Annotated in this window: 15 protein-coding genes and 1 rRNA gene; 11 read left to right on the top strand and 5 right to left on the bottom strand. The window is 57.9% G+C overall.

Annotated features, from left to right (window positions below):
* Positions 1-223: 223 nt before the first annotated feature.
* From pheS to A6M21_RS16635, 5 genes are all read left to right on the top strand, one after another.
* Positions 224-1,246 (top strand): phenylalanine--tRNA ligase subunit alpha, encoded by a 1,023-nt coding sequence (gene pheS / locus A6M21_RS16655; RefSeq protein WP_066671465.1) that lies wholly within the window; start codon positions 224-226, stop codon positions 1,244-1,246.
* A gap of 14 nt (positions 1,247-1,260) precedes the next feature.
* A complete protein-coding gene (pheT, locus tag A6M21_RS16650) occupies positions 1,261-3,684 on the top strand; it encodes a phenylalanine--tRNA ligase subunit beta (protein WP_066671451.1) in 2,424 nt (807 codons plus the stop codon).
* 100 nt (positions 3,685-3,784) lie between these two features.
* Positions 3,785-4,057 carry a cell division protein ZapA gene (locus tag A6M21_RS16645; protein ID WP_066671447.1) on the top strand — a complete coding sequence of 91 codons (273 nt, stop codon included), beginning with the start codon at positions 3,785-3,787 and terminating at the stop codon, positions 4,055-4,057.
* A 283-nt stretch (positions 4,058-4,340) separates the two neighbouring features.
* Entirely contained in the window at positions 4,341-6,329 is a 1,989-nt protein-coding gene (locus tag A6M21_RS18140) for a PHP domain-containing protein (protein WP_078060826.1), read from the top strand.
* Between the two features lie 239 nt (positions 6,330-6,568).
* Positions 6,569-7,201 carry a DNA-3-methyladenine glycosylase gene (locus A6M21_RS16635; RefSeq protein ID WP_242868901.1) on the top strand — a complete coding sequence of 211 codons (633 nt, stop codon included), beginning with the start codon at positions 6,569-6,571 and terminating at the stop codon, positions 7,199-7,201.
* Positions 7,202-7,212: 11 nt separating this feature from the next.
* Here the strand turns inward: A6M21_RS16635 and A6M21_RS16630 are convergent, their stop codons facing one another.
* Complete coding sequence (locus A6M21_RS16630) at positions 7,213-7,665, bottom strand: nucleotidyltransferase domain-containing protein (RefSeq protein WP_066671441.1); 453 nt, start codon at positions 7,663-7,665, stop codon at positions 7,213-7,215.
* 102 nt (positions 7,666-7,767) lie between these two features.
* A complete protein-coding gene (gene hepT / locus A6M21_RS16625; RefSeq protein WP_078060825.1) occupies positions 7,768-8,214 on the bottom strand; it encodes a type VII toxin-antitoxin system HepT family RNase toxin in 447 nt (148 codons plus the stop codon).
* Positions 8,215-8,441: 227 nt separating this feature from the next.
* On the opposite strand from hepT, the gene A6M21_RS16620 reads away from it, so the two are divergent.
* Positions 8,442-9,176, top strand: a complete 735-nt coding sequence (locus A6M21_RS16620; protein ID WP_066671438.1) for a DUF3298 and DUF4163 domain-containing protein — start codon at positions 8,442-8,444, stop codon at positions 9,174-9,176.
* A gap of 160 nt (positions 9,177-9,336) precedes the next feature.
* Here the strand turns inward: A6M21_RS16620 and A6M21_RS16615 are convergent, their stop codons facing one another.
* On the bottom strand, positions 9,337-10,056 hold the full coding sequence (locus A6M21_RS16615) for a YjgB family protein (RefSeq protein WP_066671435.1): 720 nt from the start codon (positions 10,054-10,056) through the stop codon (positions 9,337-9,339).
* Positions 10,057-10,389: 333 nt separating this feature from the next.
* On the opposite strand from A6M21_RS16615, the gene A6M21_RS19195 reads away from it, so the two are divergent.
* Both A6M21_RS19195 and A6M21_RS16600 read left to right on the top strand, forming a co-directional pair.
* The gene (locus tag A6M21_RS19195; RefSeq protein WP_066671432.1) at positions 10,390-13,164 is read left to right on the top strand and encodes a U32 family peptidase; all 2,775 of its coding nucleotides are present in this window, start codon (positions 10,390-10,392) and stop codon (positions 13,162-13,164) included.
* Between the two features lie 282 nt (positions 13,165-13,446).
* On the top strand, positions 13,447-15,807 hold the full coding sequence (locus A6M21_RS16600; protein WP_066671427.1) for an endonuclease MutS2: 2,361 nt from the start codon (positions 13,447-13,449) through the stop codon (positions 15,805-15,807).
* Between the two features lie 133 nt (positions 15,808-15,940).
* Here A6M21_RS16600 and A6M21_RS16595 read toward each other — a convergent pair whose 3' ends face one another.
* On the bottom strand, positions 15,941-18,274 hold the full coding sequence (locus tag A6M21_RS16595) for a transglycosylase domain-containing protein (RefSeq protein ID WP_066671425.1): 2,334 nt from the start codon (positions 18,272-18,274) through the stop codon (positions 15,941-15,943).
* Between the two features lie 311 nt (positions 18,275-18,585).
* Between A6M21_RS16595 and tyrS the strand changes: the two genes are divergently transcribed.
* Positions 18,586-19,809 (top strand): tyrosine--tRNA ligase, encoded by a 1,224-nt coding sequence (gene tyrS, locus A6M21_RS16590; protein WP_066671423.1) that lies wholly within the window; start codon positions 18,586-18,588, stop codon positions 19,807-19,809.
* 354 nt (positions 19,810-20,163) lie between these two features.
* Positions 20,164-20,832, top strand: a complete 669-nt coding sequence (gene yunB / locus A6M21_RS16585) for a sporulation protein YunB (RefSeq protein ID WP_242868900.1) — start codon at positions 20,164-20,166, stop codon at positions 20,830-20,832.
* A gap of 50 nt (positions 20,833-20,882) precedes the next feature.
* Here the strand turns inward: yunB and A6M21_RS18545 are convergent, their stop codons facing one another.
* Entirely contained in the window at positions 20,883-21,311 is a 429-nt protein-coding gene (locus A6M21_RS18545) for a hypothetical protein (protein WP_151191994.1), read from the bottom strand.
* Between the two features lie 17 nt (positions 21,312-21,328).
* On the opposite strand from A6M21_RS18545, the gene A6M21_RS16580 reads away from it, so the two are divergent.
* Positions 21,329-22,841, top strand: a 16S ribosomal RNA gene (locus tag A6M21_RS16580); the annotation flags it as partial.

Here is a 22,841-nt window from a genome sequence, read left to right as displayed (position 1 = left end):
GAAGTTCACCCCGGATACTGCAGCTGAACGTGCTCACAAGTAGGTGTAGCCGGCACTTCCACCGTTACCGGAAGCGGGAAAAGGCGCGCAGCCTTTATTCCCGGTGTGATGATTTTGTTCCAATGAGGGTGGTTCCGCGGAAGACATCCGTCCCTGCAGGGGCGGTTTTTGTGTTTTGGGGAAAAATTATGTCGAATAACAACGGGAAGGGGAGTTATTACGTTTGGAAGAACAGCTGCATGAAATTGAGGCGGCCGCCCGGCAGGCATTGTCCCAGGCCGGCAGCCTGGACGAATTGAACGCCGTCCGGGTGCGTTACCTGGGTAAAAGGGGCGAACTCACCCATGTGCTGCGGGGTATGGGTGCATTGCCGGCGGAACAGCGCCCGGCCGTCGGACATCTGGCCAACCAGGTGCGCGAATCCATTGAAGCGCACCTGTCTGCCCGTACGGCGGAGCTCAAGGAAGCACAGAAGCACGCCCGCCTGGCGGCCGAAACCATTGATGTCACCTTGCCGGGAACAGCTTTTTATCCGGGGCGTCTGCACCCCTTGACCAGGGTGCGCCGCGAGATCGAAGATATTTTTCTGGGACTGGGGTTTTCCATTGCCGAGGGGCCGGAAGTGGAGCTGGATTATTATAACTTTGAAGCGCTGAACCTGCCCAAGGACCACCCGGCCCGGGACATGCAGGACTCCTTTTTTATCGGCCCCGAAGTGCTCCTGCGCACACACACCTCGCCCGTGCAGGTGCGCACCATGGAGCGCACCGCCCCTTCCGTGCCGGTGAAGATCATCGCCCCGGGCAAGGTTTACCGGCGGGACGACGACGCCACCCATTCGCCCATGTTCCACCAGGTGGAGGGTCTGGCCATCGACCGGCGGATTACCTTCGGCGATTTAAAAGGCGTCTTGAATGTATTTGCTGAGGAAATGTTCGGCGCCGGCACACGCACGCGCTTTAGACCCAGCTTTTTCCCCTTTACCGAACCCAGCGCCGAGGTGGACATCTCCTGTGTCATGTGCGGCGGCAAGGGGTGCCGGGTGTGTTCCCACACCGGTTGGCTCGAGATCCTGGGTTCAGGCATGGTGCATCCGCGGGTGCTGGAAATGTCCGGCTACGATGCCGGGGAAGTGACCGGCTTCGCTTTCGGCATGGGCATTGAACGCATCGCCATGCTCAAATACGGTATTGACGACCTGCGCCTGCTTTTTGACAACGATCTGCGTTTTTTGGCGCAGTTTTAAGGGGGTACATAAACTTGCGCGTTTCGTTTAAATGGCTGCGGGAATATGTGGACATTCCCGTGCCGCCGGCCGAACTGGCCGACCGGATGACCATGGCCGGCGTAGCTGTGGAAGGACTGCAGGATCTGGGCGCCGGCATTGAAAATGTTTTTACCGGTCGCATTTTGAAAATAGAAACCCATCCCAATGCCGACAAGCTGGTGGTTTGTACCGTGACCACCGGGGAGGGGGAAATCCGGCAGATTGTCACCGGGGCCACCAATGTACGGGAAGGCCAGGTAGTGCCGGTGGCGGTGGAAGGCGCCCGTCTGGCCGGCGGTCTGGTGATTAAAAAAGCCAGGTTGCGCGGAGTGGAGTCGCGCGGCATGCTCTGCTCCGGCCAGGAGTTGGGCCTGGATCCGGCCGCCATGCCCGCCGATCAGGCGCACGGCATTATGATTCTGCCCCCGGACACCCCGCTCGGGCAGGACATCCGGCCGGTGATCGGACTGGACGATGTGATCCTGGAACTGGATCTCACCCCCAACCGGGGCGACTGTCTGTCCATGCTCGGCGTGGCCCGGGAGGCGGCCGCCCTTTTGGGACGGGAATTGCGTCCGCCCGTGCCGGTGGTGACGGAAATTCCGGCTTCCATCGCGGGCCGGGCGCAGGTGGATATTGCCGAGCCTGATTTATGCCGGCGCTATGTGGCCCGGTTGTTTACGAACATCAAAATCGGCCCCTCGCCGCTGTGGATGCAGGAGCGCCTGCGCGCGGCGGGGGTACGGCCGATCAACAACCTGGTGGACATCACCAACTATGTGATGATTGAACTGGGGCAGCCGCTGCACGCATTTGATTTCGACACCCTGCGGGACGGACGGATCATTGTGCGCCGGGCGCGCGAAAATGAAGTGCTGATTTCCCTGGACAATGTGGAACGCCGGCTGACCGGGGACATGCTGGTGATCGCCGATCCGGGCGGTCCGGTGGCGGTGGCCGGGGTGATGGGCGGCCTGGCCACGGAAGTAACCGGAAAAACCACCAGCGTGCTGCTGGAATCGGCCTATTTCCATCCGGTTAGTGTACGCCGTACTTCCCGCGCCCTCGGCCTGCGCTCCGAGGCCTCCACCCGTTTTGAAAAGGGGATCGACCCGGCGGGGTGCCGGCGGGCCGCCGACCGGGCGGCCCAGTTGCTGCAACAACTGGGGGCGGGTGAAATATGCAGCGGTGTCATTGATAACTATCCGGTTTCCCACACCCCGAAAACGATCATCCTGCGTCCGGAACGGGCCGGCCAGGTGCTTGGGGTGGCAGTGTCCCGGGAGGAGGCGGCGGGCATCCTGTCCCGTCTGGACTTCGGCGTGCAGGATGCCGGGGGGGATTTGCTGGTTACGGTACCCAGCCACCGGGTGGACGTGGGGCTGGAAATCGATCTAATTGAAGAAGTAGCGCGTATGCATGGCTACCACCGCATTCCGGCCACCCTGCCGTCCGGCGCCGCCACCCGCGGGGCACGCACGGCGGAACAAAGCCTGACCGCCCGGGTGAAAGACGTACTGGCGCAATGCGGCCTGACGGAAGTGGTTACCTACAGTTTTACCAGCCCGGTTTTTGCGGACCGCTTCCACCTGCCGTCCGGCAGTGAACGGCGGCAGACGCTGGCACTGCAAAACCCCCTGAGCGAAGAGCAATCTGTGATGCGCACCATGCTGCTGCCCGGCCTGGTGGAGGTGCTGCAGCGCAATTTCAACCGGCGGGTGACTGACGGAGCCGTTTTTGAGATCGGCCGGGTCTATTTCCCGCGGGACGGCGAGCCATTGCCGGAAGAACGGCCGGCGCTGGCCGCGGCGGTGACGGGACAGATGCCGGCCGGCTGGAACCGGCCGGCGCAGGTGCTGGATTTCTTTTTCCTCAAGGGCGTCCTGGAAACGCTGGCCCGGGAGATCGGCCTTGACGTCCTGCATTTCGAGCCGCTGACCGGGGATCCCTCCTTTCATCCCGGCCGGACGGCCGCCGTTTATGCCGGTGAAGAAAAACTGGGGGTGCTGGGCGAGTTGCACCCGGATGTGCTGGAAAGCTTTGAACTGCCGGCAAGGGTTACCGCCTTTGAACTGGATCTGGCTTCACTGCTGACGCGGTCCGGCCGTGTTCCCCGGTATCAGTCCCTGCCCCGTTTTCCCGCCATGGACCGGGATCTGGCCGTGGTGGTGCGCAAAGAAATCCCGGCCCGGGAAGTGCTGCGTATTATTCGCAAGGCCGGCGGCGCGCTTTTAAGCTCCGTCCGTTTGTTTGACGTTTACCAAGGGGAACAGGTGAAGGAGGGTTATCGCAGTCTGGCCTTTGCCTTGAAATTTCAAGCCGGCGACCGGACACTTACCGATGCCGAGGTGCTCGCCCATACGGCGGCTATTTCCGCCGCACTGGCCAAACAGTTGGGCGCGGAATTACGCGGTTGACCGAAAAAATTAATTTTGGAAAAAAGATGTCGCTGGAGGCAGGAATTTCCCATTTGCCGGCGAAGGACTTAACAACTTTAACATGCCAGGGGGAACGGCCATGGGAAAGACGCCGCAGGAAACCCGGGTGGAAGTGGAGATATTCGGTGAGTATTACATCCTGAAGGGTGAAGGGCAGGAAGAGTATTTACGCCTGCTGGCCCAGTTCGTAAACAAGAAGATGCGCCAGGTAATCACACGCAACCCGAGCCTGGGGCTGGCCAAGGGGTCCATACTCACCGCTCTGAACATCGCCGACGACTTGATGAAGCTGCAGAAGGAGTACGACGAATTGTTGGAGTTGCTGGAGATGGACAAAAAAAAGGTCGAGTAAAGACAGTGACTCATGGAGCGGGCTCCATGAGTTTTTTCTCCGGCCGGTGACCGGATTGCAAAAACCGGGGCTTCAAAGTTGTGCGGATGGCAGTCGCCGGCCCGGTGTACGGTATAATAAAAATCGCTATGAGAGGGTATTTTGAACATTTGTAGGCCTCTTGTTTTGATCGTCCCGGTTTTATAGACACTATCCCGGGGCAAGCTATGAACGCAGGTTGTTCAGCGGGGCGAGAACCCATGCACTTTGAGACTTCTCATCCCCGTGAGGGCGGCCGGAGGATTTGTGGAGCGAGGTACAGGTGAAGAACATCGAGATAGTCTGGCAGTTCCGGGAACTGGCCGATCTGCTGGAATTCAAGGGTGAAGACTTTTTTAAAATCCGTGCCTACCGGCAGGCGGCCCGGATAATGGCCGGGCTGGAGGAACCGGTGGAGGAATTGTACCGCCGGGATGCCCTGGGCAAACTGCCCGGCATCGGCAAGAACATCCTGGCCAAAACCAAAGAGTTGATCGACACTGGAAAGATGCGCAAACTGGAGGAATTACGCCGGGAAATACCGCCCGGCTTGCTGGAGATCATGGCCCTGCCGGGTATCGGCCCCAAACGGGCCAGGTTTTTGCACGCCCGGTTGGGAGTCACCTCCCTGGACGAACTGGCGGAGGCGGCTCGTCAAAAGCGGGTGCGTGCGTTGAAGGGCCTGGGGGCGAAAACGGAGCAGGATATGCTGCGCCACATTGAGATGCTGCGCCGCCGTTCCGGCCGTATTTTGCTCGGGGTGGCCCGCGAACTGGCCGCGGAACTGGCGGACTGCCTGCGGGAGGCGCCGGGGGTGGCCAGGGTGACCGTATCGGGGGAAGTCCGCCGCTGGCGGGAGACGGTGTCGTCCATCACTCTGCTCGCCGTAGCCGCCGTCCCCGGACAGGCTCTGGAAACGCTGCTGCATCATCCCCGGACAAAAGAGGTGCTGGCCCGGGAGGATCACCTGTTGCGTGTGTTCACCTGGTGGGGGGTGCCGGTGGAATTGACTGTGGTGCCGGAGGAGGAATACGGTTACGCCCTGCTGCATGATACGGGCAGTCCGGCACACTACCGGCATTTACAGCAACTGGCGGCGGAAAAGGGATGGCTACTGACCCGGCGCGGGCTTGCCGGCGCCGGGGACGGTGGTGCACTGGAGACAGACGGCGATTGGAGGGGCGGTGTACCGGTCGCCGGGACGGATGCATCCGGTGGCGGCAAAACGGCCGGTATGCCGGCGACCGGAACGGATATGCCGGCAGTCCGTGAAACACATGGTGCGCCGGATAACGGGGAGGCTGCTGACGGCGGCCTTGCACATGGTATGCCGGCAGCCGGGAATGCCGTGCCGGGTGAGTACACGGCGGCCGGGGAGGCGAAAACGGCGGGCAACTGGTGGGGTGGGTTGCCGGTGGCCGAGGCGGCCGTCTACCGCCGGCTGGGCCTGCCGCCCATTCCGCCGGAACTGCGGGAGGACCGGGGGGAAATCGAGGCGGCCGCCGCCGGACGCCTGCCCCGTCTGGTGGAGTTGGGTGATATCAAGGGCGACCTGCATGTGCACAGCGACTGGAGCGACGGAGCGAACACCATTCCGCAGTTGGTGCAGCGGGCCAGGGAAAAAGGTTACCACTATATGGCCGTCACCGACCATTCCCGCTCCCTGAACATCGCCCACGGCCTGTCCCTGGAGCGCTTGAAAGAGCAGCACGAACTGATCGAACGGCTCAATGAGGAACTGGAAGACTTCCGCATTCTCACCGGGGTGGAGGTGGACATTTTGACCCGGGGCGGTCTGGATTATCCCGACGAAGTGCTGGAGCAGATCGATGTGGTGGTGGCCTCGGTGCACAGCGGTTTCCGCCAGGATAAAGAAACCCTCACCAACCGTGTGCTGGACGCGGTGAAAAACGAACATGTGGACATCATCGGCCACCTCACCGGGCGGCTGCTGGGCCAGCGGGAGCCTTACGCCCTGGATGTGGAACGGGTGCTGGAGGAGGCGGGCAGGAACGGCAAAATACTGGAGATCAACTCCTCCCCCGACCGGCTGGATTTAAACCCGGAACACGCCCGCCTGGCCAGGGATTGCGGCGCCAGGTTGTCCATCGACACCGACGCTCACGACCTGAACCGGCTGGACGAAATGATCTACGGGGTGTCCGTGGCCCGCCGGGCCTGGCTGGAAAAGGACGACTTGGTCAACACGCTGGAACTGCCGGATTTGTTGAAAGTATTGGGACGAGGAAAATAATGAGCGCGTTATTCCTTTTCTGAATGTTTTTGCATGAGAACAGCGCCGGTATTAATTTACAGGATTTCCGGCCGGTGAACTGTAACTGGATAAATGCCGATAGTATCATTAAAAAAGCATATTTGCCCACGATATTACTGCGCTTATTATTTGTTGCCGCCGGACGTGGTGATTGAAACCTTTACGTTTGCGGCGGGTCTTCTGGTCTCACCGGTGGGAATATGGCGGGAGAGTTTTCGTTGAAAAGCAATTCGGAATTATCTTTTTACGGCAATAAAAAAATTTTGCCCCGTTCTTTCTACCGGCGGGATACGGTTACCGTGGCCCGTGAGTTGCTGGGCCATTACCTGGTGCATCAAAGCCCGGACGGTTTGACGGCCGGCCGCATTGTGGAAACGGAGGCCTACCTGCAGGGTGATCCGGCCTGCCACGCCTCCCGGGGGATGACCCCGCGCAACCGGGTGATGTTCGGCCCGCAGGGGTACGCCTATGTTTACTTTATTTACGGCATGTATTACTGTTTCAACGTGGTCACCCGGGATGAAGGGGTGGGGGAAGCCGTGTTGATCCGGGCGCTGGAACCGGCGGCCGGTATCGCCCTGATGAAATCACGCCGGCGGCGGGAAAAAATAAACGAGCTCTGCAGTGGTCCGGCCCGGTTGGTTCAGGCCATGGGCATCACCAGGGAACACAACGGCGCCGACTTGACCCGGGAACCGCTTTTCATCTGTCACGGCGGAACCATGCCGGCCGGCATCGTCACCACCACCCGCATCGGCATCCGGGCGGGCAGCGAACTTCCCCTGCGTTTTTACCTCCGGGAGTCAGCTTTTGTTTCGAAAAAGGAACATAAAAGTCACGGCAAGAAATAAACACACCGGAATCAAAATCGATCCCGGTGTGTTCCCTCTTCTTCCGGCAGCAATAAGTCCCGCAGGTTGCTGCGCAAGAAGTATTCCATGTCCAGATACATATCCCAGGTTCTTTCCACCCACTCGAAGCGCATGTCTTCATTGCGGCTAAAAAGGAGCACGCCGCTGCTGGCCGAGTGGCATAAGGGAACCGGGGCATAATTCAAAACCTTGATGTCCAGCGGATAGTGAATTTCCCCTTCCAGCCCGGCGCCCAAAGACAGTTCATAATCCAAAGTCTGCTTTGGCGACATGTTTTCGGCTTGCAGGTAAACACCGGCGTCAATATCCCGGAAAAAGGGATCTGTCACAAAAGAGCCAAAAAGGTAGGCAAAGGAGATTTCTTTTCGTTCGATTAACAACCTTTTTATCCGGTCAGAGATATTCGTTTTTTCCTGTTCGTTAAGCGTGAACCGTTTATACATAAAAATTCCGCCCTTCGCGAAAAGAAAAACCGTTGTTTCAGCAATTACCTTGCCCGTTTTAACCGGACGGGTAGTCCCGGCACTGGTAACCAATACAAAGGCTTATGGCAGGTCTATCTTGAGCAGGACGGCAAGTTCCGTCAAATACAGGTCGAGATCATCCAGGTTGTAGCAGATGATTTCGTGCACCTTCCGGTCGTCCACATTCCCGTATAGATGAATCAGCAGGTTACGGAATTTGGCCATGCGGATCAGACGATCGGCCAGGGTTGAGGATATAATGTTTTCCCTGGCCAAGATGGCAAAGCATTCGGCATAACTGTCGGGTGCCTCTTTGGCCAACCGGGCGGCCAGGTGATTGCAAATATCGATGGCCGCTTCTGTAGCCACTACTAAATAGTATTTGCTGGCGGCTACACGATCCCTGTCTTTTAAATATTCGTCTAAAGTCATTGCGGTGTAGGGGGACAGGTTCGCCAGCGCGCTGCGAATATCGGCGGCCTTTTGCCGCAGCTTCTTAAGATTGACGGGTAAATTCAGCGTCCTCACCCCCTGATGAGTCAAGTATACCTGATATTCCCTTTACAATCAATAATTACAATAATTGTTTAAGATGGTGGAATAGTTTTAAGTGATTATGTTTTTCCCTTGGAACAAAAAAGGGCTTATTTACGTCATTATATATAGGCGATTTGGTATGATCAAAAATTTTGGGGGGGTGGAAAAGAGAGGGTCTGCGTTGGTTTCACCGGATGACAAGTCAGGGAGGTAAAAAAGTGAGAAAAACAATTTTGGCCGCTATTTTGGTTGCTGTTTTATGTCTGACAGCTGCCGGTTGTTCGGGGCAACAACTTGAAAACCGTTCAGCCGACAACACGGTGGCTCCCGTCACAATCACGGCTCAAGAGATCAAGCAGGACAAAACCAATATCGCCGTCAATTTGAAAATACCGGTAATAAGCGGGATGAAGGACCGGACGGTACAAAATAAGATCAACGCGCAGCTGGCAGAAGACGCGAAAAAATTTGCCAGTGAAGTTGAAAAGCTTGCGGATGCAGAGGTGCCGCAGATTAGAAAGTCCGGCTCAAAGGTGAACAGGTATACTGCCCGTACGTCATACGAGGTGGCCTATAACAAGAACGGGCTGCTCAGTATCACATGTATGTTTATGCAATATACCGGCGGCGCCCATGGCCTGGAAGTAAAAAAAGCTTACAACTTTGACCTGACGAATGGGAAGAACCTGGCCCTGGGAGATTTATTCAAACCAGGTACAGATTACAAGGGGATTATCAACGCCGAGATCAAAAAACAGATTCAGGCCAAGCCGGGTGAATACTTTTCCGGCGCGAATGGATTTCAGGGGATTAAGGACAATCAGGGCTACTACCTAAGCGACAACGCCCTGGTGATTTATTTCCAGGAGTATGATATCGCACCATATGCCGCCGGGCATCCGGAATTCAAGATTCCCTATACGTTGTTCGGGAATGGACTAAAAACCCCGTAATGTGATGCGGCCGGCCATACTGTAACAGCGCCCGCGGGGTGGGAACCGGCCCCGGCCCGCCGTGAACGGGAGCATTCGAACCTGGTTGATATGCAAGCGGGAAATTATGTTTCAAGGAACGGACACCGGGATCGGAAGCGATCCCAGTGTCTTGCATGTATTACCACTGCCGGCCGGGATCATCGGCCATATAATTGACTGTGCCCCGCGGGTAAAGAATGCAAATATGATCCAGCTTCGGGTCGGGAACATTTTGAGTTGGTTGCGGGAAAACAAATTCCAGCTTATATTCAGTTCCCGCTTTATAGCCGACAATGTTTTGACCGTTATAAATACGGTTTAATGCCGGTGTTCCCAGGGCGTTTTTGACACCGGACAGGGTGATTTCCTTAAGCTTGCCGTCATAGGACCTGATTTCAAATATCTGTGAGCCCTTGTTGATGCCGAATGCAAAGCCCCGTTTGGAATAGGTGGCATACCCTCCTTTGGCTTTGTAAACATATTCCACCTTATCATTATCCGGTTTTCCCCAAGCTTTTTCCACATCTTCAAAAACTGCTTTGCCGGCAGTAAACTGGCAATTACTCACTTTTCCCTGGCGGGCCAGTTGCATGATGTTTTCTAAAGCGGTCTTTTGCGAATCGTTCCGGCCGGGTGTGGTGTTGTTTTGATCCTGACCACCGGAGTTTTGCTGGCTGCCGGTTGGGGATTGCGTACTACCCGGGGTGGTATTTTGGCCCTGTGTTTGTCCACTGTTTTCGCCACTGCCGGTGTTACCGGGATTGGGCTTGCTTGCACAGCCGGTGGCGCTGATGAGCACCACCAAAACCAGAAAGACGGCGGCAATAATTATTTTGGCTTTGTTCTTTTTGACCTTCAATCAGAATTCCTCCTTCTATGTTTTTCTTCAAGTATAGACGTTAAAGAGGGATAAAAAGTTCCATTGAATTAATGGAAATATGCGGTACACAGCGCGCACCGGTGAGCGAGGAAGAAGCTTCCGTCCAGGGCGGTTTTGATTTTTAGAAAAGGAATATGTTGCGGGCGGGAAGAATATCTGGTTGCTCCGTCTTTTGGGGGAAGAATTGACGGTGGCTGAAAAAGTCATAAAAAGGCTGCCTGTGAAAATACTTAACATAATACCGGGTTAAAGATAAAGCAGGCGCAGTTTAAGACATAAGAACAGCAAAGTTGTCTTCGGGAGGTTTTGTTTTTGGGCTCTTTTACTGGCAATAAGCCGGAACTGCTGGCTCCGGCCGGTAGTAAAGAGGCGCTGGTGGCCGCCGTGCAGAACGGCGCCGATGCGGTTTATCTGGGTGGGCGCATGTTCAACGCCCGCCATTCGGCGGCCAACTTTGACGACCGGGAGTTGGCCCGGGCGGTGGAATACGCCCATGTACGGGGTGTCAAGGTGCACGTCACGGTGAATATTCTGCTGGCCGAGCACGAACTGCCGGAGGCGCTGCGTTTTTTGCATTTTCTACAGCGCACCGGGGTGGATGCGGTGATTGTGCAGGACACGGGTCTGTCCGTGCTGGCCCGGCGGGTGCTGCCCGAACTGCCGCTGCACGCCAGCACGCAGATGACCATACATAACCGGCCGGCGGTGGAAAAGCTGCAGTCACTGGGCTTTGCCCGCGTGGTACTGGCCCGGGAGATGGAGCTGGCGGATATCGCGGCGATCAAAAAAAACACCGGCGCCGAGTTGGAGGTGTTCATCCACGGCGCTTTATGTGTTTGCTATTCCGGCCAGTGTCTGTTGTCCAGTATGATCGGGGGGCGCAGCGGCAATCGTGGCCGCTGTGCCCAGCCCTGCCGCATGCGTTACACTCTGGTGGATGATTCCGGGCGGCCGGTGGCTGATCCCCGCCGGGAGGGGGAGTACCTGCTCAGCCCGCGGGATCTCAACCTCAGTGAGCACATTCCGGCGTTGATCCGGGCGGGGATTGATTCCTTTAAAATTGAAGGGCGCATGAAGCGGCCGGAGTATGTGGCCACGGTGATCCGCATTTACCGGCAATTGATCGACCGGGCGGTGTCCAGGGGGGATTACAGCCTGAATCCCGAAGAGACGCGGGATCTGGCCCAGATCTTTAACCGGGACTTTACCACCGGCTATTTCTTCGGCCGTCCGGGATATGATTTAATGAGCTATAAACGGCCCAACAACCGGGGCCTGCTGCTGGGGCGGGTGCGGCGCTATGACCGGGCGGCTCGGCGGGTCGAACTGGCCCTGGACGATCCCCTGCGGGTGGGGGATGGACTGGAAGTGTGGGTGAGCGCCGGGGGACGGGTGGGGTCCGAGGTGCACGAAATCTGGCTGAACGGGCGCCGGGTGGATCAGGCGCCGGCCGGATCGCTGGTGCAGGTTCCTTTCAACGGGCATATTCACCCGGGGGACCGGGTTTTTAAAACACACGACGCCGCGTTGATGGAAAGGGCGGCGGCCACTTTCACCTCTGACCGGGAAACGCGTAAAACCCCGCTTGACTTTTATGTCCGCGCCCGGGTGGGAGAGCCCGTTTTCATCCGGGTGCGGGATGAAAACGGGCTGACCGGGGAGGGGAGTGGAGAAACACCCGGCGTGCCGGCGGAGCACCGGCCGCTGACGGAAGAATTTTTACGCCGGCAACTGGACCGTCTGGGCAACACTCCGTTTTCCCCGGGGAAACTGCATTGCGACATACAAGGAGCAGTGATGGTGCCGGCGGGAGAGATCAATTCCGTCCGGCGGGCGGCACTGACGGCGCTGGAAGCCGCCCGGCGGGAGGCGGCGCGTCCGGCGCCGCCTGTGCCGGAGGATGTCTTTGCGTCCCGCTGGCGGCAGGCGCAGGATGAGGGGTGGCATCCGCGAACCGGCAGAGCGGTGCCGGAGGGAGCCGCGGATATGACGCCGCCCGTGCCGGGGGACGCCTTACTGCGGCGGCGGACGCCGGACATGTACTCCGGGCGCGGATTCTTTGACCGTCCCGGGAGTCCGGCGCCGGAAATAGACGCCGGACCGGGACCGGGCGAGCCGGGCGGGAAAATTGAATGTACGGCGGCGGAAAGAAAGGCGGGCGATAAAATGCGTTCCGGCCAACCAACTCCCGGCCGTCAAAAGATCAGGCCCCTGCTGACAGTAGTGGTAACCGGCATGGCGGAACTGGAAGCGGCCGTAAAATCCGGGGCGGATCTGGTTTATGCCGGCGGAGAAAGTTTTCAATCCCGCCCGCCGGTAACCCGGGAAGACATCCTTCGTGCCGCCGCCTCCGGCCGCAGAAAAAATGTGCGCTTTGTGCTATCCACGCCGCGTATTGTGCACGACAAAGAGCTGCCCGCGGTTTACCGCTTGCTGGATGCCGCTGTTGAAGCGGGGGCGGATGGCGTGCTGGTCGGTAACCCGGGTCTTTTGAAACGGGCGCGTGAAACACGATTGTCCCTTTACACTGATCTGGCTTTCAATGTATTCAATTTATATACCGCTGGCTGGCTGCTGGCGTCAGGTGCAGTGCAGGTGACCCTGTCCCCCGAATTGACCATGGAGCAGGTGGCCGCCCTGGCTGAAAAGTTTCCTGTGGAGGTGCTGGTGCACGGTGCGGTGGAATTGATGGTTTCCCGTTATTGTGCCCCGGGTAGCCTTTTGGGCGGCCTGGCCGACGGGCATCAGTGCGGCGGTGCCTGCCGGGGCGGGCATTACGCCCTCAAAGACCGCCTGGGGGCTGTTTTCCCACTGGAAATGGATCAGTTCTGCCGGATGCACATTTTTAACTCCCGGGATCTCTGCCTTCTGGACGACATACCAAAACTGGCGGCGCTGGGTGTTGCCGCCCTGCGCATTGACGCCCGCGGCCGGACTCCGGAATATGTGGCGGCGGTGACCGGCGCCTACCGGCGGGCCCTGGACGGCCGTGCCGGGGAGGGAAAACTGGCCGCGTTGAAGGATATGCTGGTCCAGTTCAGCCCGGCCGGTTTTACTAAGGGGCATTATTACCGGGGTGTGTTGTAAATACGGTGGAAACCCGGTCCCGGGAATGGTATGATAATGGTGAAACCTTTCCGGAAAAAGCGTTGGCGTTCCCCGTGACCGGGAGCGGCGGCCGGCAGGATGTTACGGTGCCGGGTGAAACCTTTCCGGAAAAAGCATTGGCGTTCTCCGGCAGGTTTCCCACGGCGCCGGGATGGCGCCTGCCCGGCCGGGATCCGGTAATGCCGTGGTTGCTTTACGGGGCGGGGCATGATTTTTCTAAAAGCTGTTTTAATATTTTGCATGAGCAGAGGTATTTTCCCCATGGATGAACGCACTTTGAAGCGTCTGGAATACGACAAAATACTGGAGCAGCTGGCCGGCTGCGCCCTTTCCGCGCTGGGCCGGGAGCGTGCTTTGGCCCTGCGCCCGGTAAGCGACCGGGAGCTGATCACCCTCTGGCAGGACCAGACCAGCGAGGGGCGTAATTTGCTGCGCCTGGAGCCCAACGCCGCACTGGGCGGTTGGGAGGACATACGCCGGCCGCTGGCAAGAGCCCGCCGGGGGGCCGTGCTTGAACCGGAGGAGCTTTTTGCCGTCGGGCAGACTGTACGCGCCAGCCGGCTGGTGAAAAACTTTTTTGCGGAGCGGCCGGGTAAATACCCCCTGCTGGAGAAAATTGCCGTTGCGCTGGCCAACTTTAACGAAATGGAGCATGCGATTGCCGCCGCCATCCTGCCCGGGGGCGAAATCGCCGATCAAGCTTCGCCCGAACTGGCTCAAATCCGGCGCCGCCTGATCCGCGGGCAGCAGCAGATCAAGGAGCGGTTGGGAAACGTTATCCGTTCGCCGTCCTATCAGAAATATTTGCAGGATCCGATTGTAACCATCCGGGAAGGACGCTACGTGGTGCCGGTCAAGCAGGAATACCGTGCCCAGGTGCCGGGGATTATCCACGACCAGTCGGCCAGCGGGGCCACGCTGTTCATCGAACCGATGGCCGTGCTCGAGGCCAATAACGAAGTGCGCCGCCTGCAGGCGGCCGAAAAACAGGAGATTGCCCGCATCCTGACGGAGCTTTCCGGCATGGTGGCCCGGCAGGGGGAAGAATTGGCCGCTTCACTGGCCACCCTGGGTGAACTGGATTTGATTTTGGCCCGCGCGCGTTACAGCCAGCGCCTTGATGCCTGGGCGCCCGTCATTTTACCGGCGGCCGCGGTTTTGGACATCCGCCGGGGCCGGCATCCCCTGCTTTCCGGCGAGGTGGTGCCGGTGAGCGTGCATCTGGGCCGCAGCTTCGACACTCTGGTGATCACCGGACCGAATACCGGCGGCAAGACGGTCACTTTAAAAACGATCGGACTGTTGATTTTAATGGCCCAGTCCGGCCTGCACCTGCCGGCCGGGGAAGGCACCGCAGTGGGTGTATTCAGGCAGGTGTTTGCCGATATCGGCGACGAACAAAGCATCGAGCAATCGCTGAGCACTTTTTCTTCCCACTTGAAGAATATCGTTTACATCTTGCAGCAGGCCGGGCCGGACAGTCTGGTTTTGCTGGATGAATTGGGTGCCGGCACCGATCCGGCCGAAGGGGCGGCACTGGCTCAGGCCATCCTGGAAGCACTGCATGCTGCCGGGGCCAAAACGGTGGCCACCACCCATTACAGCGAACTGAAAAACTTCGCCTACACCCGGGAGCGGGTGGAAAATGCCAGTGTGGAATTCGACGCCGTCACCCTGCGGCCCACATACCGGCTGTTGATCGGCAAACCCGGGCGCAGCAACGCCTTTGAAATTGCCGCCCGGCTGGGTCTGAGCGCTAATCTGGTGGCCCGGGCGAAGCAATTTCAGACCACCGAACAGGTGGAAGTGGGCGAGTTGCTGGATCGCCTGGAGAAAGAACAGCAGTTGGCCGGCAAAGAGCGACTGGAGGCCGAACGGATGCGCCGGGAGGCGGAATCCCTGCGCGAACACTGCCGGCAAATAGAACGGGATTTATCTGAAAAACGGGACACCGTGCTCATGCGTGCCCGGGACGAAGCGCGGACGCTGGTTACGCAGGCCCGCCGGGAAGCGGAGGAAACCATCCGGGAGTTGCGTGCCCGCCTGTCCGCCGATACGGCCCGGGAGCGTGAGGCAGCCATCCGGGAGGCACGCGAAAGGCTGGGTGTCATGCAGGGACGGGTACAGGCCAATGTTTCCCGTACGCCGGACGGGCCGGGTAAGGTGCCGCAAACGGTGAACCCCGGGCAGGAAGTTTTCCTGCCCCGTTTCAACCAGCACGGCTTTGTGGCCGCCCGGCCGGAAAACGGTACGGTCCAGGTGCAGGTGGGTGTAATCAAGTTAAATGTTTCTTTGCAGGATCTGCGTCTGGTGGAAGAAGAGCACTTCCCGTCCGGACGGGTGCAGGTGGCCGCCCTGATCAAAAGCAAGTCCCAGGAAGTGTCCACCCGGCTTGATTTACGGGGCATGCGCGCTGAGGAAGCCCTGTTGGAAGTGGAAAAATACCTGGATGATGCCACGCTGGCCGGCCTGCCCCGGGTGCAACTGGTGCACGGCAAGGGCACCGGCGCCCTGAGGGCCGCCGTCCAGCAGCAGCTGAAAGGCGACCGGCGGGTCAAGTCCTTCCGCCTGGGTGAGCAGGGCGAGGGCGGGATGGGCGTTACGGTGGTGGAACTGGCCTGACGGACCGGGCCGGTTCAACAAAGAAACCGGTGCAGCCACGTTGTTTCGGTTGCACCGGTTTACCTTTCATCGCCGTGGTACATCTTCCGGTGATGCTGCTAAAAAGCGTTCTGGATGATACCTTGCACTGATATTAATGGCTTGCTTTGTCTGTTAAAACGCCTGCCGGCGGTTTTTCAACCTGCCGGGTAATTTTTTTCTTGCCCGGGTCGTTTGCACTGTCTTTGCCCGGTGGTTTTCCGCCCGGCGGGGTGTTCCCCGGCTGTCCCGGTGCACCAGGCTTCCGTTTGTCACCCGGCGGTTGCGATCTGTCACCCGGCGCCGGGTGCTCCGGGCACACTGCGGTGGGCGCCCGTTGTTTAAAATCTTCAACAAAACCGGGCACGGTATAGGGTAGTTGAATGAAAACCCTGGATACCTTGACCGGGCAATCGGGTCCGGGCAACTGGCCGCTTTTGGCGCATACATCCATCAGCACGTGGGTATTGTCCACCCGGGTGGGCACAGTCCCCCGGGCGAACAGGTCGGTAACCATGTCCGCCGGCGGTGTGTTCGGTCCGGGCAGCAGGCCGGACTTACCGTCCACCGTGGCGGTGACAATGCCCGGAGGACGCGGGAAATCCCGGACCGGCGTGTCATGCAGCGCCCGGGTGATGATCTGGCGCCAGATCAATGCCGGGTAGCGTCCGCCGAACTCCAGGGGCATCGGCTCCGGTTCATCGTAGCCGATCCATACCGCTCCCGCCAATTCCGGTGTATAGCCCACAAACCAGAGGTCCTTGCCGTCATCCGTGGTTCCCGTCTTGCCGGCGGCCGGACGGCCCGGATTGGCGTTGGTCCCCGTGCCCCGCTGGACCACCGATTTGAGCATACCGGTGATCAGGTAGGCGGTGGTGGCCTTCATGGCCTGACGCGGCAGCGGTTTATAGGTATATAGATCCTTACCGTCGAAGTCTTTCACCCGGATGATCGCAGTGGGGGTCAGGTACAGTCCGTAATTGTCGAAAGCGCCGTAAGCGGCGGCCATTTGCAGGGGAGTAACCCCGCTATACAGGCCGCCCAGAGCGATACCCGCCCCGCAGTGCCGGGGATCCAGGTCGATGCCCAGGCCGCGGGCGAAATTTATCGCGGCGGGCAGGCTCACATCGTTCATTAACAGCTTTACAGCCACAATATTAATCGAATTGGTCAGGGCGGTACGCATGGTAATCAGGCCCCGGTAACGGCCGTCGTAATTGCGGGGTGCGTAGGAACCGTATCTTACCGGGATGTCGTCTATTACCGAGGCCGGTCCCATGCCTTTTAAATCCACCGCCGGACCATAGGCGATAATCGGTTTGAAGGATGATCCGGGCTGGCGGCCCGGCGGCATGGTGGCCCGGTTCCACTGCAGCCGGTGGGTGTGTTCCCGTCCGCCTGCAATGGCCTTGATATAACCGGTGTGGGGATCCAGAAATGCAGCCGCTCCCTCCGGTTGCAATACTTTTTTGTCATCACGCACGGAAGCGGGAAAATTACGCGGATCGGAAAGAGCCTCTTCGGTTGCCTGCTGGATCCGGGGGTCCAGGGTGGTGTAAACCCGTAAGCCACCTTTAAATACTTTATCCGCCCCGTAACGGTCAACCAGTTGAGACGTAACGTAATCCACAAAGTACGGATCAGGGTATGGACTGCCCTTGTTTTCCTGCAGATCGTTTTTGATTGGCCTTGCTTTGCCCCGGTTGGCCTGTTCCGGAGTGAGCATGCCGTAACGGGCCATGTTGTCCAGTACCAGGTTGCGCCTGGCGGTGGCGGCGCCGGGGTTGTTAAACGGATCGTAGGCGCTGGGGGCCTGGACCAGGCCGGCCAGAACGGCGCCCTGCACGTAATCCAGCTGACCGGCCGGTTTGTTGAAATAGGTTTCCGCGGCCGCCTGGATGCCGTAGGCTCCTTCGCCAAAATATATTTTATTCAGGTACATCTCCAGAATTTCCTGTTTGGTGTAGCGCTGTTCCAGCATCACGGCCAGAATCATTTGCTGGATCTTGCGCTTCCAGGTCTGGTCCGGGCCGAGGAGGCTCAGTTTGACCAGTTGCTGGGAAATGGTGCTGGCTCCTTCGCGTATGCTGCGGCCGGTGATGTTCGCCCAGGCCGCCCGGGCCACGCCGCGTAAATCCACACCTTGATGTTGATAAAAGCGGACGTCTTCGATAGCCAGAAAAGCCTGCCGCACCGGTTCCGGAATATCTTTCAGCTTCACCGGCACGCGGTTTTCCGTCCCGACGCGGGTAATCAATTTACCGTCCTGGTCATAGAGTACGGTGGCGGCGCTGGATAAAAGTTTATCACCGCTAATGGCCGGCATGTCCTTTACACTGACGGCCACCATGGCCAGCGCGGAGCTTCCGCCCAGCAAAACAAACAGTGCCAGCAGCAAAATTATCAGGCGGGATGGTCTGAGCTTCTTCTTTTTTCTCCGGGCGCCCAAAAATAATCCCCCTTACTACTATTACCAGCATTATAACATAACAGGTGACAGAATATATCCCGATCCGCTGAAATTGAGTCTAAGTGCCGGGGCGGTGGGCATACGGTGCTCATGTCCGGATCACGGGTATGAGGGAAGGGTGCCGGAGACACTGCCGTACAACTTTCAGGTTGAGGTCCTTCGCGGGCAAGGGTGGCATCAGTTTTTTGAAGCGTCAGCACTGCCGGCTGTCTGATAGTCTTGCCATCCGGTTACCGGCTTTGATATAATTTATCAATGTGTAAATGGATTGTCGAAAGGAGAAACGAGCCATGCCTGGCGTGGACGAGCAACTGGAAATAATCAAACGGGGCACGGTGGAAATTGTTCCCGAAGATGAGCTGGAGGAAAAACTGAAGCGTGCAATGACCACCACGAAACCATTAAAGATTAAATTGGGACTGGACCCCACGGCTCCGGACATTCATCTGGGGCACACCGTGGTATTGCAGAAGATGCGCCAGTTCCAGGAACTGGGCCATGAAGTGATCATTATTCTGGGAGATTATACGGCACGGATCGGCGACCCGACCGGGAAATCCGAAACGCGTAAGCAACTGACTGAAGAGCAGGTGCAGGCAAACGCCCGTACTTACGAAAAGCAGATTTTTAAAGTGCTGAACCCGGAGCGCACCCGTCTGGTTTTTAACAGTCAGTGGTTGGCTCCCCTTGATTTCGCACAGGTGATCCAACTGGCGGCCAAATCAACCGTGGCCCGTATGCTTGAGCGGGATGATTTCGCCCGCCGATTTCGTGAGGGCCTGCCGATCAGTATTCATGAATTTTTCTACCCGCTGATGCAGGGATACGACTCGGTGGCGCTGCAGGCCGATGTGGAACTGGGCGGCACCGACCAGAAGTTCAATCTTTTAATGGGCCGCACCCTCCAGAAGGAATACGGCCAGGAACCCCAGATTGCGATTATGATGCCCATCCTGGAGGGCCTGGACGGTGTGCACAAAATGAGCAAGAGCCTGGGCAACTACATTGGCATTGATGAGCCGGCGCGGGAAATGTACGGTAAGACCATGTCACTGCCGGATGAACTGATGCTGCGTTATTTTGAACTGGTCACCCCGGTGCCGCTCGATGAACTGCGCCGGATCGCAGACGGTTTGGCCAGCGGCGAGCTGCACCCGCGGGATGTGAAGATGCGCCTGGCCCGGGAAATCGTCTCTTTCTATCATGGTCCGGAAGCGGCGGGGGAGGCCGAAGCGGAGTTCAAGCGCGTTTTCCAGCAGCATGATTTGCCCGGTGAAATTCCCGGTTTCCGGGTGACTGCAGAAATGCTGGCGGATGGACACATCTGGCTACCCAGATTGCTCCAGCAGGCCGGTCTTGTTGCCAGCACCAGCGAAGGCCGGCGGATGATCCAGCAGGGAGGGGTGAAGGTTGACGGCGAAAAGGTGATTGATCCGGCCAGCCTTCTTTCTCCGGTGGACGGTATGGTCATTCGTGCCGGTAAGAGAAAGTTCATCCGCTTGATCTGCAGTTGACCCGGGGACCGGTTTGTTTTCGTTTGAGACATGTTGTGCCTGCGGAGTTCGTGTCCTATTTAATGTTCTCTTCCGTCCGGTAATGACCGGGCGTTTTTTTATGGAAAATTTGAAGGGCGGTGATCATATAAATCTAACAGGGTCGTCCCCGCAGGAAACGGCATTATACCATATACTATGGATGTTTTTGTTTTCCCTGACCGTTATGCGGAGCGGGCAATCTTGATCGGAAACCGGCTGCGCCGGAACATCAAAAATGTCCTTTGATGCCGCGAACAGGATATGTATAACTGTTTCAGCGAGCGGCGCCGGGGAGGAAATCCGGATAGGATCCGTGTCCAAACAGGAAAAGGGGTGCCGGTTTTGTTTAAGGGAAGGCGGTCATCTTTAAGAAATTTTTTAGCCTGGACGATATTTTTTTTTGTTTTGTTCGGAGCATTTCTGTGGGTTGATCATACGTTACGTCCGACTATCTTCAAGATAGCCGAGGTGCGTGCCGTGCAAATGGCCACCGGGGCCATCAACCGCGCCGTGCAGCAGAAAATCGCCGCACAGAACCTGCAATATCAGGATTTTATTCATGTGCGTCAGGATGACCAGGGGCATATAGTGCTTATGCAGGCCAATACAGTCAAGTTGAACGAGTTCAGTACGGAAATCACTCTGGCGGTGCAATCGGCGCTGCAAAAACTGGCGTCGGATTCCTTCAGTATTCCCCTGGGGCAGATCACCGGCACCCAGTTGTTGGCCAACCTGGGCCCACGGGTCAGGGTGACCATTGTGCCCATGGGCACAGTGCGGGTGAAAGTGGACGACCGGTTCGAGCAGGCGGGAATCAACCAGACCAGGCACACCATCTATCTGGACTTCAATACGGAAGTGCGGGTGGTGATTCCGGCACAAAGCACCGCCGTCCAGGTGGCTACCCAGGTACCCCTGGTGGAGAGCATTATTGTCGGCCAGGTACCCGGTACATTTGTCAATATTCCCGGCGGTATTTTCAGTGGCGCCCTGCGGCAGTAACAGGTTCAGCAATGTATAAAAGGTTTTTCCGGTAGAAAAAATAAAACCGGTCATTGACAAAATTTCAGGTGACATGCTAAATTAGTCAGTACCGCCGCTTTTATGGAACGGTGGAAATATGACGGAAAAAAAGGCGAAAACTGACGCTTGACGGCGGACATGCTATTATGATAAATTAAAAAAGTCGCTGCTGCAGGCGGTTGTCCGGGAGAAAAAGGGAAGAAAAAGTCCTTGACGAAAGGCGGCAACAGTGTTAACATAAAACACGGTTGCCGGTGAACTGTAAAGCCAGAAAGTGGTTCTTGACAGCTTGCGGCAAAAAGTGATACAATCAAAAATGTGCCGCGGAAAAGGGCGGCAAACGGTCCTTGAAAACTAAACAGCGAAGCCAGATGCGAAAAGTCTTCGGCCGCGAGGCTGAAGGCGGGCAACTTGTCTAGCGCGAAAGACGCAGGATAAGTAATTCGAAAAGAAGCCAAGTGCAAAACTTTTCATATTCATGGAGAGTTTGATCCTGGCTCAGGACGAACGCTGGCGGCGTGCCTAACACATGCAAGTCGAGCGGGTAACGGAAGTCAGTCATCGGAGGTCAGAAGCCGGATAAAGAAGCCAAAGGCCATAGGCCGAAGGCGGAAACAATCCGACATCCGATTTCCGACGACTGACCTCCGTTGCTAGCGGCGGACGGGTGAGTAACACGTGGATAACCTGCCTGACAGACCGGGATAACGCCGGGAAACTGGTGCTAATACCGGATAAGCTCTTTTTCCTGCATGGGAGGAAGAGGAAAGGGGAAACCCGCTGACAGATGGGTCCGCGGCCCATTAGCTGGATGGTGGGGTAACGGCCCACCATGGCGACGATGGGTAGCCGGCCTGAGAGGGCGACCGGCCACACTGGGACTGAGACACGGCCCAGACTCCTACGGGAGGCAGCAGTGGGGAATCTTCCGCAATGGGCGCAAGCCTGACGGAGCAACGCCGCGTGAGCGAAGAAGGCCTTTGGGTCGTAAAGCTCTGTTGTTGGGGACGAAAGAAATGACGGTACCCGGCGAGGAAGCCCCGGCTAACTACGTGCCAGCAGCCGCGGTAAGACGTAGGGGGCGAGCGTTGTCCGGAATTACTGGGCGTAAAGGGCGCGTAGGCGGCCCGTGAAGTCAGGGGTGAAATACCGCGGCTCAACCGCGGGGGTGCCCATGAAACCAGCGGGCTTGAGGGCAGGAGAGGGGAGCGGAATTCCCAGTGTAGCGGTGAAATGCGTAGATATTGGGAGGAACACCAGTGGCGAAGGCGGCTCTCTGGCCTGGCCCTGACGCTGAGGCGCGAAAGCGTGGGGAGCGAACAGGATTAGATACCCTGGTAGTCCACGCCGTAAACGATGGGTGCTAGGTGTTGGGGGTATCGACCCCCTCAGTGCCGTAGTAAACGCAATAAGCACCCCGCCTGGGGAGTACGGCCGCAAGGCTGAAACTCAAAGGAATTGACGGGGGCCCGCACAAGCGGTGGAGCATGTGGTTTAATTCGACGCAACGCGAAGAACCTTACCAGGGCTTGACATCCCCTGACGGGCATGGAAACATGTCGTTTAATCTTCGGATTGACAGGGAGACAGGTGGTGCATGGTTGTCGTCAGCTCGTGTCGTGAGATGTTGGGTTAAGTCCCGCAACGAGCGCAACCCCTACAGTTAGTTGCTAACGGGGAAAGCCGAGCACTCTAGCTGAACTGCCGTTGACAAAACGGAGGAAGGCGGGGATGACGTCAAATCATCATGCCCCTTATGTTCTGGGCTACACACGTGCTACAATGGTCTGCACAAAGGGCAGCGAGCCCGCGAGGGTAAGCGAATCCCGGAAAGCAGGTCTCAGTTCGGATTGCAGGCTGCAACCCGCCTGCATGAAGTCGGAATCGCTAGTAATCGCAGGTCAGCATACTGCGGTGAATACGTTCCCGGGCCTTGTACACACCGCCCGTCACACCACGAAAGCTGACAACACCCGAAGCCGGTGACT

The sequence above is a fragment of the Desulfotomaculum copahuensis genome (assembly GCF_001655685.1).
GTDB classification, from domain to species: Bacteria; Bacillota; Desulfotomaculia; order Desulfotomaculales; family Desulfovirgulaceae; genus Desulfotomaculum_G; species Desulfotomaculum_G copahuensis.
Note: the sequence above shows the minus strand (reverse complement) of the source record. Positions and strands in the feature narration are given on the sequence as shown.

Excerpts from the sequence above, each read along its gene's own strand:
- A6M21_RS16645 (WP_066671447.1), top strand. The coding sequence starts at position 3,785 with ATGGGAAAGACGCCGCAGGAAACCCGGGTGGAAGTGGAGATATTCGGT.
- A6M21_RS16630 (WP_066671441.1), bottom strand. The coding sequence starts at position 7,665 with ATGTATAAACGGTTCACGCTTAACGAACAGGAAAAAACGAATATCTCT.
- A6M21_RS16600 (WP_066671427.1), top strand. The coding sequence starts at position 13,447 with ATGGATGAACGCACTTTGAAGCGTCTGGAATACGACAAAATACTGGAG.
- tyrS (WP_066671423.1), top strand. The coding sequence starts at position 18,586 with ATGCCTGGCGTGGACGAGCAACTGGAAATAATCAAACGGGGCACGGTG.